The organism is Neolewinella persica DSM 23188, assembly GCF_000373105.1.
GTDB classification, from domain to species: Bacteria; Bacteroidota; Bacteroidia; order Chitinophagales; family Saprospiraceae; genus Neolewinella; species Neolewinella persica.
In genome coordinates this window covers 1-16818 of sequence record NZ_KB890467.1, presented here as the reverse complement: position 1 = coordinate 16818, position 16818 = coordinate 1, and the positions used below count along the sequence as shown (strand labels likewise).

The following is a 16818-nucleotide window of genomic DNA, read 5'->3' as shown; positions in this document are numbered from 1 at the left end:
CAATTTGGCTACAGTCAAACTGACGCTGGGTTGGGCCACCGACAACCAGTGGGCCCTGCAGGCTCATATCACAGTTGTCCAGTTCCGTAAAGTCCCACTCGTTGTTGCGCAGGGTGTCGGCGCCGTTTTCGTCAAGGTAGACGGTCAGTTCTGCGGGGCATTCGAGGGTTGGGGGAATTTCATCGACTATCGTAACGTCGTAAGTACACTCGCCACGGTTACCGCTCATGTCGGTCGCAACGACCGTCCGCTGGACGGTGGTGCCAACGAAAGAGCAATCGAAGGTGCGGGCAGTAGGGCCACCCATGGTGAAGGGGCCAGAAACGGTTCCTTCACAATCATCGGTGATGCTAACAACGGCGTCGCCGTTTTCGATCATGGCGGTACCGTCGGCACCGATGGCTACGGTAATCGCTTCACAGACAATGATGGGGGCGGTAGTGTCCTGTACGATAAATACCCGGTCGCAGGTAGATATTTGGCCACAACCGTCGGTAGCCGTAACCGTGTAGGTATAGGTTGTACCTGGCGTATTAGGTTCTCCGGTAATGACCGGGTTTTCCGCAACGGAAATCGTTGGGGTACCACATCCGGAAGTAGCCGTGATTTCGTCGGTAAGGACCGCGGGGAAGACACCACAATCGATCAGGGAGTCAAGTGGGCAGGTGATTTCAGGCGCGGGGCCAACATACATAATGGTGTGGCGGAAGAAGATGGAATCAGCCGCTTCATTACCAGCAGCATCTCTGATGACCACCACATTGATGATGTCTACGGAACAACCAGCAACGCGGTTTTCTTCGTAGGAATCGACGAAGGCAGCTTGTAGGCCCTCGCTAAGGCAGTTATCGGTCACACAGCCCGAAAGGTCGGCAGTGATGATACGATCTCCACCTGCGGCAGCACTGAACATGGTCAGGTTACCAATTGGGTTGAACATGCCATTGGGGCTATTCTGCCCGATAAAGTCAGCACATTGGTCTTCACCGGAGAAGGTTTGCGAGAATTCGGTGCAGGAGACCACTGGCGCGGTTGCGTCATTTACGGTAATATGAGTGGCACAACTACTACTTAGTTGACCGTCACTTACCGTAAGGACAACATTCGTGGTTCCAATGCCATAAGGCCCTACGGGATCAACGCTAAAGGTCAACATATCCATATCGGGGTCAGTGGAGCCTCCGTCAAAATCGGAGGCCATGGCTTCAGCCATACAGTTAGCATCTGCATTAACGGTGACTATCTGGCAAACGGCAACCGGAGCCTGGTCGCCACAACCTGTTGGCGCGTTCAGACTGACGGGGTTAGAAGCATAAGCGGTCAAACAAGTAGGATCTGCTTCCAGACGTACATCGATGTTGTAAACACCAGCAATAAGACCACTAAAGGTATTAGATGCCTGCCAGGATGTACCGTTGTCTACGCTGTATTCCAGCGTACCGGTTCCGGTGGCATTAACCACGATGGTACCAGTTGGTATTTGACAGGTAGGTTGAGTAATCGTTGGATCCGTAATAGCAGGAGGCGTACAACAATCCATTGCGGCAGTTAATACGACCGGGTTGGAAGCATAAGCAGCTGAACAGGTAGGGTCAGACTGTAGACGCACCGAGATATTATAGCTGCCGGCGGCTAATCCACTGAAGGTATTGGACGCTTGCCAGCTTGCACCGTTGTCTACGCTGTATTCCAGTGTACTACCACCCGTGGCGTTGACTACTATGGTGCCCGTTGGTGAAGCACAAGTAGGCTGCGTAACTGTTGGGTCAGTAATGGTAGGCGGCGTACAACAACCCATTGCGGCAGTTAATACGACCGGGTTGGAAGCATAAGCAGCTGAACAGGTAGGGTCAGACAGTAGACGTACCGAGAGGTTGTAGCTTCCGGCGGCCAATCCACTGAATGTGTTGGAGGCTTGCCAGGTAGCACCATTGTCTGAGCTGTACTCAAGGGTACCAGTACCGGAAGCATTAACTACGATCGTTCCCGTTGGCGTAGCACAAGTAGGCTGCGTAACTGTTGGGTCAGTAAACGTAGGTGCTGTACAGCATCCCGTTGCGGCAGTTAATACGACCGGGTTAGAAGCAAAAGGTGTCATACAACCAGGCGTCGCCTGGAGGCGAACAATGATGTTGTAATTGCCGGCAGTAAGGCCACTAAAGGTATTAGATAGTTGCCAGGAAGCACCGTTATCAATACTATACTCAAGTGTACCTGCTCCGTTAGCGTTTACTACGATGGTACCCGTTGGGGTAGCACAAGTAGGCTGAGTAATGGTCGGCATGGTCACCATTGGTGCCATACAGGCAACCGGATTAACCGTTACCGATTTGGTGTTGGAGCTAAAGACCGCACAATCAGAAGCTTGAACGGCGGCTATCGTTTGGCCGATCCAAGTGGTTGGATCGGAATTCGCAGGAGACATAGCGCCTCCGCTCTTATAAGAAGCGCCGTATACTGTGTAGCTCCCTGCCATTAAGGATGTAAAGTTAGCGGTGGCACTTTGCGCTGCAATCAGGTTGTTAGCGTTATTTACGGCTACGTAGGTGTAGCCCGCATCAGCAGGAGCGGTAACAATCGGAAGCACGGAGCCGGGGCCCGAAAAGGTTACGTTCTTTACGCCGAAATTTGAATTAATGGTCCATGCCACCAATTTGTAATTTGTACATTCGGCCAGTGATATATCTCTGGATGAAAGATAAGAGATGGCTCCGGAAGTGTTGGAACCCAGAAAGGTGCCAGCACAAGGAGTAGCAGGATTATACCCATCGGCCAGAAACACGGCAAAAGAAGTCGAAAATGCCGCACCGGAAGCGGCAAAGGAGTAAGTCCCTGCCGCGGTAACGGTAAAATCAAATACTTCATAGTTTTCCACGCCCCATGCCGTTTGGCAGGTGGTACTGCCCTGAGTATCTCCGTTCGCCAACTGACTCGTAGGACTTGCTTCGATGATATTGAAGTCATGTGCTGAAACAGCAGTCCCAAATGAGTTTTGTAGCGACAGGTTCAGTCCTGCAGCGCCCTGGTCGAACGTTACGGCGTTGGTGGGGCAGAAAGTACTATTGGCAGCTGTACACCCCGGAATAGAAATGCTGAAATTTGCGTTGGAGATGTCAAAAAAGATATTACCGACCGCTTCAATTTTTATTCTGGCCGTGCTGGTTTGAATGTTTGGAAGCACTATATCCTGCATTCCATCATTATCAGTTCCGGCAGCAAGGGTGATCGGGAAAGTCATACCTCCATCGATAGAAAGCAGAATGTTAATGTTGGGAGTGGCGGTATCCGTACCATTTACCGACCAGGTAATGGTTTGAGTTGTGCCTGCATCATAGGTTGCAGCAAGGTTGGTAGTCTCCAGAAACGGACCGATGCTACCGTCCACATTGACGATCATACCGCCGTAGGAAAGGCCACCTCCGGCAGCATTGTTGTCGCGGACCGTCAACCGAAGATTGGCGGCAAAGGTCACAGAAGGGAGTTTATCGCCCTTAGCCTGATTCGAGCCATCAAGAATGGCGGATAGAATCGGGAAGGTGCGTGTTGCTCCCGATGCGCTTGGCTCATAAGACCGGAAGAAGGGAGGCTGTGACGTGTCGTCCAGCGTACTGGTCGTAGGAGTTGAAGTACCAATGTCAATACCTTCCCAACTGTAAGTGTAGGAATCGCCCGATTCCGGCGCATTTGCGCTACCAGTAAGGGTAAAGGGTGTGGATTTTGGAATGGTTATGTCGCTGGGCATTGTAACCACCGGAGGATTGTTACCAGTAGTGGTGGACACCTGGCAGCTAATGCTATTTATAAGGGCATCTGCCTGGGAGTAGTTCGCAGTGTGGTAGTTCAGAAACGGCCCCATGGTTGTTGAGGTGAAGTAATCATCAGTCCCACAGGTAAAACCGTAACTCATAATGGTTGCACCGGCACCTGGTTCTACGGAGGTGGAAGGGTTGCGCGTTGTACAAACGGGAACCACGCTATTATAACTGTGGTTCATGGCAAACTGATGGCCAACCTCATGTAGCACTAATTGGTCAAAGAAGACCTGGGCATAAGGCCCTCCGCCTTCGTTTCCGGCTCCTTTTGCTTTACTGTTATTATTACACACTACGCCAAAGGCGGCTAGTCCACCTCCGGAGTTTGGCCCGGAGTATCCCATCACAAAGCCAATATCGTAATTTTCGTTACCGATTACGGCATCAACATTCGTCTGGTTCTCATCAAGCATCTGGCCCAAATCGTTCGAGTAAGGCCCCGGTGTCGCATTGGTATATATAAGGTTCGTACCACTTACCAGGTTGAAATGAACGCTCAACTCTTTACGGAATACAAGGTTGAGTGTTGCAACATACTCAACAATCTTGGCAAATGACTCTGCCTGACTTCCGCCGCCTTGCTGGGCGGTGAATTCCTTATTGGCGGACATAGTGAGTCGAAAAGTACGTAAAGTACCTCCGGTGTTATTCTTCTCCTGTGGAGAAAAGTCTAAGTTTTGAAGGTCCTCTTCGTCCACTTCAGTTCCACAGCGTCCTCCACTAAAATCAGTGGGAGTTAAGGCATCTCTGGTAAAGTAATTATAATAGACGTCCTTATCTTCAACAGTATAGTGGTCGAAGTAAACTTCATCACCATCATAATCAAGGATAACGGCATGAAACCCAGCGGAAGTCAGGGTAATTCGTACGACGGCTTTCTTGTGGGTTAATCCGTTACCAGTGTAAGACTTGATCTCCGGGTGCAGCGCGGCAACCTCAGGAGAAAGGATAGCTGACTCCATCAAACCGAACGTCTCCACCCGGCCATCTGGTAGAGGAATGTCAAGCGTTAATGGCTGTTTGTTACTCCCGAATTCTATCGGAGCATCAGCCAGGTAAGTTCGCAACCCGGCCTCATCGAGACGGTGAATACTTAACTTATTGATGTTCTTTATGGTCTCGACAGGGTTAGGCAAATTTTTGCCATTCTCTGGAGTAAAGAAATTAGATTGGGCATGCAACCCTCCACATAGTAGTAGGGTCGCAAATAATGCGGGTAAAAATTTCAAGGTCAATCTATTTTAGAGATTACGTGTGTGCTGAAAAACAATTCTTAGATTATGAAGTCACAAGGTGATACTTACCTGGCTATATCCATATACAAGGAAGGGGTACAAAGAGGGGTACAAGGTGCCTTATTTATTGGATTTGCCAATAATAGGGGGTACTAAAAGCTAGACAATCTGATCTTTATACAATGTTTACGCTTTTTTATGACTGTTTGCTTTGGTGGTCAGTTCGGTTATTGCTTTTATGGCGCGGCCGCAGGTGCCAGGAAAGTTGAGAAGCAGGGCAGAGTAGGTAAGACCTTTATAAGGGGCATTAATTCCACAACGAATAAGGTAGTCAGAATTACTGGTCCGTCACCATCGATTATCCAATTAAGAGGCGCTGCGCCCGGAAGCCTTATGCCAAAATTATCATCGTACAATTGGAACAAACTTTTATTATCACCAAACCACCGAACAAAAGCCGTTATCTTGGTTTCCTCCTACTATGACTGACGACCGTTCTTACAACTACCGTCAGTTTGCGTGTTGAAAAGATCCACTACTGCCGACGCATCTTCGTTTTTTATTCGAATAAGTATTCGAAACCTAAAAATTGGATAGTTTTGCGCGCTTGACGGGCCACTTTTCTTCAAACAGGTGAGCGCTGGTTTTAAAAAAGGCTGAATAATGACGATGAGAATAATTCACTTACTGCTGGTTTGCATTGGAAGCCTGCTGCTGGTCTCTTGTGGCGAAGAGGAGAAGACGACTCCTGAGGCCGCTAAAAAAGGTCCGACCACCCTGGTGGCAGAAGTGATCTTGCCGGAAAAGTCTAACCTTCGTCAGCAATCAAATGCTACGGGTACTTTTATCGCAGAAGATCAGGTACAGATTTCATCCGAAACGGCTGGATACCTCAAGCACCTATACTTTACAGAAGGAGCCTACAAACGCAAAGGAGCTTTGCTTGCCAAACTCAATGATGCAGAACTACAGGCCCAAAAGCAAAAACTTGCGGTGGAGTTGGAGTATGCAAAAAGAGAATTGGCCCGCGCCGAAAAGCTGGGCGAACTGCAAGCCATCAGAACGGAAGAGGTCGACAGATTAAGGAACACAGTCAAAATAATCGAAGCCGATATCTCGGTGATGGAGGCACAGATTGCCAAAACGAATATTTATGCACCTTTCTCCGGAAGGATAGGGATTAAAATGATGAGCGAAGGTGCTTATGTTTCTCCGGGAACGGGCATGGCCGAGTTACACCGACTGGACCCCATCAAACTGGAATTCTTTGTTCCGGAGAAGCTGGCGGGCAGTGTGACCACCGGCACTAATGTTTCCTTTACAATTCCAGCCAGCAAGGACACCTTCCGCGCAACGGTTTATCTGGTCTCTTCTACGTTGGATGAGAACAACCGGTCGTTACGAATGCGCTGTCGGCTGGAAAACAAGAAAAGTCTTTTCCTTCCCGGGGGATATGCGGAGGTTCATTATGACCTTGAAAGCGAAGGAGGTTCTTTACTCATACCCGCAGAAGCCATCATCCCTGTTTTGGAAGGACAGAAAGTGCTGGTAGTAGAAAACGGTGTCGTTAAATCCCGGCCGGTAGAAGTCGGGATGCGTACCCCTAGTTCGGTGCAGATTCTTGGCGGCATCAGCGAACGGGATTCCGTTTTGGTGACCGGCATTCTGGGAGCAACGGACGGCATGAAGGTTCAGGCCAAACTAAAAGAAGCGCGGTAATGAATCTCTCCTCACTAAATATTGAACGGCCGGTCCTTTCTTCCGTTCTGTCGATTGTCATCATCATCTTCGGCTTTATTGGATTCACTTACCTGGGGGTAAGGGAATATCCTTCCGTAGATCCGCCGATCATCTCTGTGGTCGCCAATTACCCCGGTGCTAACGCTGACGTAATGGAGTCCCAGATCACGGAGCCCCTGGAAGAAAGCATTAACGGTATCTCGGGAATTCGTACCATATCCTCGGTGAGCTCCGATGGCCGCTCAACGGTTACCGTTGAGTTTGAGCTGGATGTAGACCTGGAGGCCGCCGCCAACGACGTCAGAGACCGTGTCTCCCGGTCCATCCGTTCCCTGCCGCCCGATGTGGAACCCCCAATTGTCAACAAGGCCGACGCCGACGCCACCACCATAATGGCGCTGACGATACAGTCCAACAACCGCTCCTTGCTGGACCTTACCGATATGGCCGATAAACTGTTCAAGGAACGGCTGCAAACCGTCAAAGGCATTGCCAATATCCGCATTTGGGGCTCAAAAGTGTTCTCAATGCGGCTGAACCTTGACCCCGGTAAAATGGCCGCGCTCCAGATTGCTCCCACGGACATTCGCGACGCGCTCAGCCGGGAGAATGTGGAACTACCGACGGGTAAGATTGAAGGCTACCGCCAGGAACTAACCATCAGGACTTTCGGCCGGCTTGAAACGGCGGAGCAGTTTAACGATCTCATTATTACGGAGAAAGAGGGTAGAATTATTCGCCTGAAAGACGTTGGAGAAGCAAGAATCGAAGCCCTGAACAAAAGAACCCTGCTGCGCGGAAAAGGCATCATCCCCATGGTGGGTGTAGCCATAACGCCCCAACCGGGAGCCAACTACATTGAAATTGCTGACGACATTTATGAAAGAGTAAAGCGAATTGAAAAAGAGCTGCCTGATGATATTAAGGTCGGTTACGCTTTCGATAATACCGAGCCCATCAGGGCGGCAATTGAAGAAGTTCAGAACACCATCTTCATTGCCTTTGGGCTCGTCGTGCTGGTCATTTTCGCTTTTCTGCGTGATTGGCGGACAACGATTATCCCCGTTATCGTGATGCCGATCTCCCTGCTCGGTGCCTTTTTTGTCTTGTACGTAATGGACTACTCCATTAACATCCTGACTTTGCTTGGGGTCGTATTATCTACTGGCCTGGTGGTGGATGATGCCATCGTAATGCTCGAGAATATTTATCAGAAGATCGAAGAAGGGATGGATCCGATGAAAGCTGCCCACCAGGGTGCCCAGGAGATTTTCTTTGCCATCATCGCTACTTCCGTTACCCTGATCGCCGTTTTTATGCCGGTCATCTTCCTCTCTGGCTTATCGGGCCGGCTTTTCCGGGAATTTGGCTTCGTTGTCGGTGGAGCCATCGTTATTTCCACTTTTGTTTCCCTGACCCTAACCCCAATGCTATCGTCACGGATGTTGAAGAAACGAGAGAAGCACAATGCTTTTTACCGGGTTACCGAACGATTCTTTGTGGGAATGACGAGGTTGTACCGTTCGAGCCTGGCGGGGTACCTGCGGGTGAAGTGGATTTCTCCCTTGGTTATTCTGGCCGCCTTCGTCGGAATTTACTTCGTGGCTCAGACCATCCCCAGCGAACTGGCACCGATGGAAGACAAGGGGGCCTTCCGGGTATTCGCTACGGCACCGGAAGGGACAAGCTATGAGTTGATGGATGAGTATATGCTGGAGCTGCTGGCCATTCTGGATACCATACCGGAGGTGCAGGCCTACATTTCGGTTACTTCCCCGGGCTTTGGTTCTTCTACTTCCGTAAATTCTGGCTTTGTTTTCACCAACCTGACCAGACCTGGAGAACGGGATCGATCCCAACAGGAAATTGCCAGTAGCATTGCGCCGCTACTTACCGGGAAAAACTTTGCCCGCGCTTTCGCGATTCAGCCACAGACCATCGAAGTCTCCAGGTCGCTGGGCGGCCTTCCGGTACAGTACGTCCTGCAAGCGCCCACCCTGGATAAACTGAAAGAAGTTATCCCCGGATTTATCAAAAGTGCCGAGGAGAACCCTGCCTTTAGTGTAGTTGACATAAACCTCAAATTCACGAAACCAGAGTTGACGGTTACCATCAACCGGGAAAAAGCGAGAACGCTGGGCGTATCCGTCCGGGATGTAGCCAGTACCCTGCAACTCTTTTTTGCAGGGCAACGCTACGGGTACTTCATTCGTGATGGAAAGCAATACGAAGTAATTGGTGAAGCAGGAAGAACTTACCGGGACGAGCCGCTGGATCTTACGATGTCTAACGTCAGGGCCGATAACGGCCGCCTGGTAAAGCTTTCAGAAGTGGTTAACCTGGAAGAGACTTCTTCTCCACCTCAACTCTTCCGCTACAACCGCTACGTTTCCGCAACGATCAACGCGGGCTTGAACGACGGATACACCATCGGTATGGGCATTGCTGAAATGGACAAGATCGCCGACGAGCTGCTGGACGAGTCGTTCACTACCTCGCTTTCCGGAAGCTCTAAAGAACTGGAAGAAAGCTCCAGCGGCCTGCTCTTCGCCTTTGGACTTGCCCTGATCCTCGTATTCCTTACGCTTGCTGCCCAGTTTGAATCTTACGTAGACCCCATTATAATTATGGTTACGGTACCGTTAGCTATTCTTGGAGCATTACTCAGCCTTCATCTTTACGGACATACGTTGAACATCTTTTCCCAGATCGGCATCATTGTTCTGATCGGCATTGTGACCAAAAACGGCATCCTGATTGTGGAATTTGCCAATCAGCAGTTAGCCACCGCAGGTTCTAAAAGAGAGGCTATCCTCGTCGCTTCCGCTTCACGGTTACGTCCGATATTAATGACTTCACTGGCCACCGTACTGGGTACCCTGCCCATTGCCCTGGCCCTGGGCTCCGCTTCCACTTCCAGGATTCCCATGGGTGTGGCGATCATCGGCGGGTTGCTTTTCTCTCTGTTACTGACCCTCTACCTCATCCCCTCCATGTATTTACTGATTTCCCGCAAAAAAGCGGCAGAAACCCAAACGTTATGATACCGAACCTCAGACGTTTAACGCGCAAATTTTTTCAGGTAGCGGCAATCGTTTCCCTATTCATGCCGGCACTAAAGGCTCAGTATCTGAGCCTGGAAGATGCCGTAAAAATCAGCATGAGGGAGAACCTGGGGCTACTTACTGCTGATGCGCGCATAGCTGCTGCCAAAGTGAATACAGGGCCCGGGGCAGCCGGTATGCTACCCTCAGTTACTGCGCAAGGCAGTGGGGTGTTTACCCTCGACAACGCTACCCAGACCTTCCTCGACGGACGGGAGAACAAGATTGTCGGTGGAACCGACCTGCGGTTCAACGCCGGCGTGCGCGCCGATTGGACAATTTATGACGGAAAAGGAATGTACCTGCGCCGTGACCGGTTGCTGGACGAATACGAATTGACCACCCTGGCCCGGCGGCAAGAGGCACAGGAACTAGTAGCTTCTGTATCCCGCGCATATCAGGAGTTGGTCCTGCAGGAGCGGCTGGTAGACATTATCGAAGAGGACCTGACGTATCTTAAAGACCTATTGGAACTGACGGAGGCGAAGCTGAAGATTGGCTCCGCTACCCGTTTGGACGTCCTGCAAGCTAAGACCGACTTTAATGAACTTACCAATTCCCGGCAGTTGGCTTTGCTGCAGTACGACATCATCGCCGGCGGCCTGAACCGGGACTTAAACCGGAGCTCCGCCACTCCTTTTTCGGTGGATACGGCCTTCCTGCCGTTGGGAGAAGTCCTGCCGTACGAGGAATGGACCGAACTTGCCCTCAGCAGTAACCCTGGCATCAGGCTCGCGGCTAAGGAAGTTGCTATCGCCGAGCGGGATATTGCGCTTGCGGAAACGGAACGCCGGCCACAAATTGGCCTGACTTCAGGTGTTAACTTCGGCTATCTGCGTTCCAATTCCGGCTTTTTGCTCAGCAACCGGTCTTATGGTCCGTTCATTGGTGTAAACGCCAGCTTCAATATTTTTGATGGTAACCGGGTAGACCGCAGCATTGAAATAGCCAAATTCAGCGCAACGGTAGCAAAGCTAGGCTACGATCAGGCTTCTCTTTCTACTAAGAACGAATTATACCTGAATTACCAACAGTACGAGTACTACGTTGCCCAGGCTCGGTTAGAGCAGGAAAACCTTGCGCTTTCGGAAGAAAACTTCGCATTGGCAGATGAACTCTATCGTAACGGCTACATCAATCAGTTCGAACTCCGGCAGGTCCGGCTGCAACGACTGGAGATCGAGCGCCGTCTCGCCCAGGCGGAGTACCAGCAGACCTTAGCTTATATCGGGCTGATGGAGTTGAGCGGGCAGTCCTGGCTTTGATGCGTGGATGGTTGAGGGTGTCCTCACCTGAATAGTGAAGTGGATAAGGTAGGGAGGGAGAACTCATCATTTGCAAAGAACTGGCCTGTATTAGGCCTTTCCGAATTTGAATTTGAAATTTAGCGGGCCCTAAGTCGCCTCTCCCCCGGAGAGGGATGACCCTTCGACAATGTTTTTTGGCAAGAATTAACGATTTTTAGCCTATCCAATTCCAGGGAGAGGGAAACTACTACCGCCTTGCTGTACCTAATCAAGTAGCTTTAATAGTAGTATTTACTTTAGATTGAAGCTTTATTCCTTCCCTCATTTTACCTAAAACTATTAATGCTTGGGTCACCCCTCTTCCGGGGACCTCGGAGTAGACGGAGTAAACGTCTACGTAGAAGCCGCGCAGCGAAAGGGGCCGGGGGAGAGGCGCAATTTGGGACATATTTTTAGTTCCAAATAAGGCGCGGTCGCGGGTGCAAGGGAGGTTGGAGGAGCAAGGTGGAGGGGCTAAGTCAGAACTTCATAGTTAGCCGTGCTTCTGCCAACTATTCGCGAGGGGTCCCTTCGGGACTGTAGGTGGCCCGACTTTGCTCCTTTTACCCTTTCCTTGCACCTGCGGCCCCGCCAAAACCCGCTCCTGGCCAAGCACCAATACTTTAACAATTATATCTTAGATTGTGGCGGATAGAACCCACCCCCATAATGACCAATGAATTCCTTTCAGAGCTGCAATGGAACGCGCTGTTGCGCGGCATTGAACAGGATAAATGCGTCATCTGCATCGGCCCGGAATTTTACTCCGCCTCCAGTGATGGTCGCAGCCAGAGCACACGCCTTGGGAATTTTATGCGGGAACACGCCCTGGAGCTCGGCGTACGGGTAAGGGAAAACGGCTGGTACCATTTGCGCAACAATGGCGACGACTGGGTGGCCTACGAAGCGGTGACGCAGTTCTACGCCGGAGAGGCTGAGACTGCTCGCACGTCCCTGGAACAACTGGCCCGCATCAACGCCCACCTCTATTTGTCCTTAACGCCAGACCGCCACCTGGCCCAGGCATTTACCGACCAAAACCTGCACTATCGCTTTGAGGCTTACATCCGCAATGAACCTGACCGCAACGGTCAGTTGCCCACCAAGTCCGAGCCCTTGATCTACAACATGGTCGGCGACCTCGAGCAACGCAATTCGTTGGTGCTCACTTACGATGACTTTTTCGACTACATGCAAAGCACCTTCCGGGGCAACAGTATGTCGACATTGCTGAAGGAAAACATCTTATCGGCCGACTGCTTCCTTTTCCTGGGCATGCCGCCCGACGACTGGCGTATGCACCTCTTTCTCCGCGTGCTGAAGCAGCACGAAAGCCGCAAGAGCAAGTATGCAACCATGCCAAAAGTCGCCGACGACATCAAAGAAAGTTGGCAGGAACAGTATGGCATCCGTCTGATCAACGACGACATCTCTGGTTTTCTTGGCGAGCTGGCGAAGCGCTGCGCTGACCGGGGTTTATTACGTGATCCCGAAAGCTCGCAAGGGGTAGGGGAGAAGATCACCGATCAGCTCCGGGAGAAGGTGGGCAGGGTTGAAATTGCACCCTGTTTGGACCTGATGCAACAAACGATAAAACAGGCAAAAGCAGCGGGTAAGGACCTGATGTTACAGATCATCCAACTTCGGGGGCGCTTACGAACGCTCGAAGACAAGGAAATTGGAGGGATTATTAGTCAGGAAGACAAGACCCTGGAAAACAACCAAATTTCTCACGCCCTGCTGCAGCTCATTGATCGCCTGGAAGCGGAAGCTCCACAACTCGGTATCCGCCTATGAGCAAGCTGAGCAGATATCCGGGCCCACAGCCCTTCACCGAGGCCCAGGCAAACATCTTCTTTGGCCGGGAGGCCTCTGCGAAGGCCTTGTATCGGCTCATCGGGCAGGAGAACCTTGTGGTGCTACACGCGAGGTCCGGTGTTGGTAAGAGTTCCCTGCTCAAAGCAGGCATACTCCCTATACTACGAAAAGAAGGCGGTTTTCTACCGGTGGAAATCCGTTTAGGCGCGGCAGATTCTGAGGGCGCTATATCGCCAGCAGAAACAGTCCGGCTTAACCTGGAGAAAGTTGATGCAGTCCCCGCCCCAGCTTTCCTGAAAGAGATACTCCCAGTAGACAATAGCATCTGGCGGAGCCTGAAAGAATTACAACTGACTCAGCTGACCACACTAAAGGAAGACGAAGAACCACCAACCATTCTCCTCGTTTTCGACCAATTTGAGGAACTGTTTACCTATACCCCAGCACAGCAACTAGCTTTTCGCCGCGAGCTGGCCGAAGTGCTGCATACCCGATTACCGCAACGTTATTGGGACATGCTGGGCCTCTACGAAGGCGATGATGCCCCCTTCACCGACCGGGAGAAGCAACACCTCCTCCGCGGACTTCGCGTACACGTAGTCACCGCCATCCGGGAAGACCGCATGCACCTGCTGGGTAGCCTGGCCGACTACCTGCCAACGATCAGTAAAAACTGGTTTGAACTCAAGCACCTGGACCGGGACGAAGCCATCCGGGCCATCGAAGCCCCAGCTGCACATAAAGGAGCGTTTTCAACGGCCCCCTTCAGTTACGAACCTGCCGTCCGGGATGCGATCATCACCTACCTTTCCAAAGGTGAAGGTGGTATCGAAAGTACCCAACTGCAGGTGATCTGCGATGCGCTGGATCGCCGCCTCGCGGGCAAGAAAGAGCGTACCGTCACTCCTGCACTGATGGGTGACCTGAAGATGATCACCGCCCAGTTTTACCAGGACAAGCTGGCGGAGATCGAAGACCCTGACCAGCGGCTCATTGCCCGGAAGCTGGTGGAGAATGAACTGATCTATGCGCAGGCGCGCCGCCGCCTCAGCCTGTTCAGCGGGCAGATCTACGACTATGGCGTGAGCCCGGATACACTACGCATCCTTGTAGACGGCCACTTGCTTCGTGCTGAGCCTGATTTGAAGGGTGGGTACAACTACGAAGTCAGCCATGATAGTTTGGTGGATCCTATTTTGGAGGCGCGGGGGGAGCGGGAGGTGGATGAAGCGGAGACTGAACGGCTGCGGTTGGAACGGGAGGCTGAGGTGGAACGAGAGCGGGTTGCTGAGGAGCAGATAAGGAAAATGATTACTGGCGAATTTTACCGAGATATTTTGACAAAAATAGAGGACCCCGACCAGCGGTTATTAGCCCGAAATTTAGTAGAGGATGAAATGATTTTCGAGCGGCGTCGGTTGATGTTGTTTAGCGAACGTATTTATATTTTTGGAGTTCGTCCAGAGACGTTACGCATTCTGGTTGACGGACACTTGCTGCGGGCTGAGCCTAATTTACAGCGGGGTGGGTATAATTATGAGGTCAGTCATGATAGTTTGGTTGATCCTATTTTGAAGGCCCGGGAGGCTCGGAAGGTGGAGGAGGCTGAAACGGAACGATTACATTTGGAGCGAGAAGCAGAAGCGGAACGGTTGCGGGTTGCTGAAGAGCATGCTCGGGTAATGGCGGTGGAGGGAGAGCGGAAGGTTCGACGATTGAATGGCATTTTGATGGGGCTTTTGGCAGCGGCGGTGCTGGCGGTGGGAGTAGCTTTTTATTTTAGCAAAGAAGCAGGCTTAAAAGAAAAGGAAGCTCAGGAGCAGGCGGACTTAGCAGAGGCGGTGTTAGATAAAATTTATTTTTATGAGGGGGAGTTTGGGGTGGCTACGGAGGAGTCTAGGTCTGGCATAAAATTTGGTTTTATTAATAAAAAACTGGAAACTAAAATTGAATTCAAATATAATGAAGCACATCCATTTGATGACTTTTTTGGTTTTGCAAAAGTGAAACGTGGGGAAAAATATTATTTCATAGATACTACAGGTCGCGAATTTTTATTAGCAACTGAGTTCAGCAGTGTAAGAAAAAAAGATGTTCAGGCTTTGGATATTAGTAATACAAGATTAGGCGTTTTGTCTCGAATGCTACGAAATTATCCTAATCTCAAAATATTATACGCGTATGGGTTAGGTTTAACAGACATAGAGGAGTTAGCAAATTTAACGGACCTGCAAACACTTGATCTACATTATAATTCGAATTTAACGAACATCAATGCATTAGCCAATCTAACATCCCTACATACGCTTGACCTCAGTAACAATTCGAGTTTAGCGAACGTAGATGCATTAGCTAATTTGACGGCACTACAAACGCTTGACCTACATTTTAATTCTAGTCTAACGAACATCGATTCTTTAGCCAAGTTGAGCAAATTGAAAACGCTTTACCTTAGTTATAATTCGAGTTTAACGAACGTCGGGGTTTTAGAAAATTTAACGGCCCTAAAGATGCTTGACCTCAGTAATAGTTCGAGTTTAATGGACGTCGATATTTTAGAAAATTTAACGGCCTTGCAAACGCTTAGCCTCAGAAATAATTCGAGTTTAATAAACGTAGATGGTTTAGCTAAGTTGACTAATCTTAAAACGCTTTACCTTAGTTATAATTTGAGTTTAACGAACGTCGATATTTTAGAAGATTTAACGGCCTTGAAAACGCTTGACCTCAGTAATAATTTGAGTTTAATAAACGTGGATGGTTTAGCGAAGTTGACCAATCTTAAAACGCTTTACCTTAGTTCTAACTCGAGTTTAACGAACGTAGATGTTTTAGCCAATTTGACCAATCTCCAAGAGCTTGACCTAAGTGAAAACGGCAGCCTGACGAATGTAGATGGTTTATCGAATTTGACCAACCTCCAAACACTTAGCTTAATAAATACACCCATTCCAAAGGAAAAGCTACAAGAGCTGGTTAAAGCCTTGCCAAACTGTAAAATTTCATACTAACGAAAGCCTACAGTAGCATTTAACTTCCCCTCCAATAATTCCATATTATTCATCAGGTTGCGATTACCTTCAACGATTGCAGAAGGCAATCAAAACCGGGCAGGTGGGCAATCACTTAACTAAGCCGCTAAGCGACAACCGTGCCACCATTGTTTTACCGCTAACTACGCACCAGTGGGGTGGGGACAAGCCCCACCCCCTACAGGTTTATCTGGCATCATCCCGCGTTCGCGAAGCGAACGCAGCCAACAAATTAGGCGCTGGTACGAGCAGGGCTTGCCCCAACCGATCGGTTTATGCTAACGGGTCGCAACTTATCCGCATCAGTCTGTCCTTATCCGTCTTCACCTGGCCTGCCGCAGGCAACTCGTAGACGATGCGATGGCGATCGTCTACGAGTTGCCTGACCTACAAAAGGAAAGTCGTATCGAAGTCGTCGTTCACCATTAATCCTTACCCTAGCTGGTGTCCAGGCCCGACTTAGCAGGAAACCAGTCGGGCTGGAGGCCTATGCTCCATCTACTGTACGCTTCCCATTAGACGCCACCACGATTTAGTAGAAAGATAACCTTATCTTACTCACCCTCTAAATCGCGCCAACATGCGGAAAAGTAAATTCACAAAGTCTCAGAAACTTGAGGTCCTGGCCAAATGGGATGCCGGGGCAAAAATCGACGACCTGTGTCGAGAGTATCAGATCAGTACAGCTACGCTTTACAATTGGAAAAAGGAGAAAGCTACTGACGAAGACGATACTCAACGCGAGCTTAAAAAGCTTCAGCAGGAAAACGCACGTCTCAAAAAGATGTACG

The 16818-nt window shown here is 50.2% G+C and carries 7 protein-coding genes; 6 read left to right on the top strand and 1 reads right to left on the bottom strand.

Annotated features, from left to right (window positions below; genetic code table 11):
* On the bottom strand, nucleotides 1-5041 hold a 5041-nt coding region (locus tag B036_RS30790), incomplete at its 3' end, for a reprolysin-like metallopeptidase (RefSeq protein WP_157472358.1).
* A gap of 675 nt (nucleotides 5042-5716) precedes the next feature.
* Here B036_RS30790 and B036_RS30785 point away from each other — a divergent pair.
* The 6 genes from B036_RS30785 to B036_RS0123615 form a co-directional block, all read left to right on the top strand.
* Nucleotides 5717-6766 (top strand): efflux RND transporter periplasmic adaptor subunit, encoded by a 1050-nt coding sequence (locus B036_RS30785; RefSeq protein ID WP_020571224.1) that lies wholly within the window; start codon nucleotides 5717-5719, stop codon nucleotides 6764-6766.
* Nucleotides 6766-9831, top strand: coding sequence for an efflux RND transporter permease subunit (locus tag B036_RS0123635; RefSeq protein WP_020571223.1), 3066 nt, complete (start codon nucleotides 6766-6768; stop codon nucleotides 9829-9831). Before B036_RS30785 ends, B036_RS0123635 begins: the two co-directional genes overlap by 1 nt.
* Nucleotides 9832-9893: 62 nt before the next feature.
* On the top strand, nucleotides 9894-11156 hold the full coding sequence (locus tag B036_RS0123630) for a TolC family protein (RefSeq protein WP_169435094.1): 1263 nt from the start codon (nucleotides 9894-9896) through the stop codon (nucleotides 11154-11156).
* A gap of 690 nt (nucleotides 11157-11846) precedes the next feature.
* Entirely contained in the window at nucleotides 11847-12974 is a 1128-nt protein-coding gene (locus B036_RS0123625) for an SIR2 family protein (protein WP_020571221.1), read from the top strand.
* On the top strand, nucleotides 12971-16006 hold the full coding sequence (locus tag B036_RS0123620; protein ID WP_020571220.1) for a leucine-rich repeat domain-containing protein: 3036 nt from the start codon (nucleotides 12971-12973) through the stop codon (nucleotides 16004-16006). The genes B036_RS0123625 and B036_RS0123620 overlap by 4 nt, the downstream gene beginning before the upstream one ends.
* A gap of 601 nt (nucleotides 16007-16607) precedes the next feature.
* On the top strand, nucleotides 16608-16818 hold a 211-nt coding region (locus B036_RS0123615), incomplete at its 3' end, for a transposase (RefSeq protein WP_020571219.1).

Excerpts from the sequence above, each read along its gene's own strand:
- B036_RS0123630 (WP_169435094.1), top strand. The coding sequence starts at position 9,894 with ATGCCGGCACTAAAGGCTCAGTATCTGAGCCTGGAAGATGCCGTAAAA.
- B036_RS0123635 (WP_020571223.1), top strand. The coding sequence starts at position 6,766 with ATGAATCTCTCCTCACTAAATATTGAACGGCCGGTCCTTTCTTCCGTT.
- B036_RS30785 (WP_020571224.1), top strand. The coding sequence starts at position 5,717 with ATGAGAATAATTCACTTACTGCTGGTTTGCATTGGAAGCCTGCTGCTG.
- B036_RS0123625 (WP_020571221.1), top strand. The coding sequence starts at position 11,847 with ATGACCAATGAATTCCTTTCAGAGCTGCAATGGAACGCGCTGTTGCGC.
- B036_RS0123620 (WP_020571220.1), top strand. The coding sequence starts at position 12,971 with ATGAGCAAGCTGAGCAGATATCCGGGCCCACAGCCCTTCACCGAGGCC.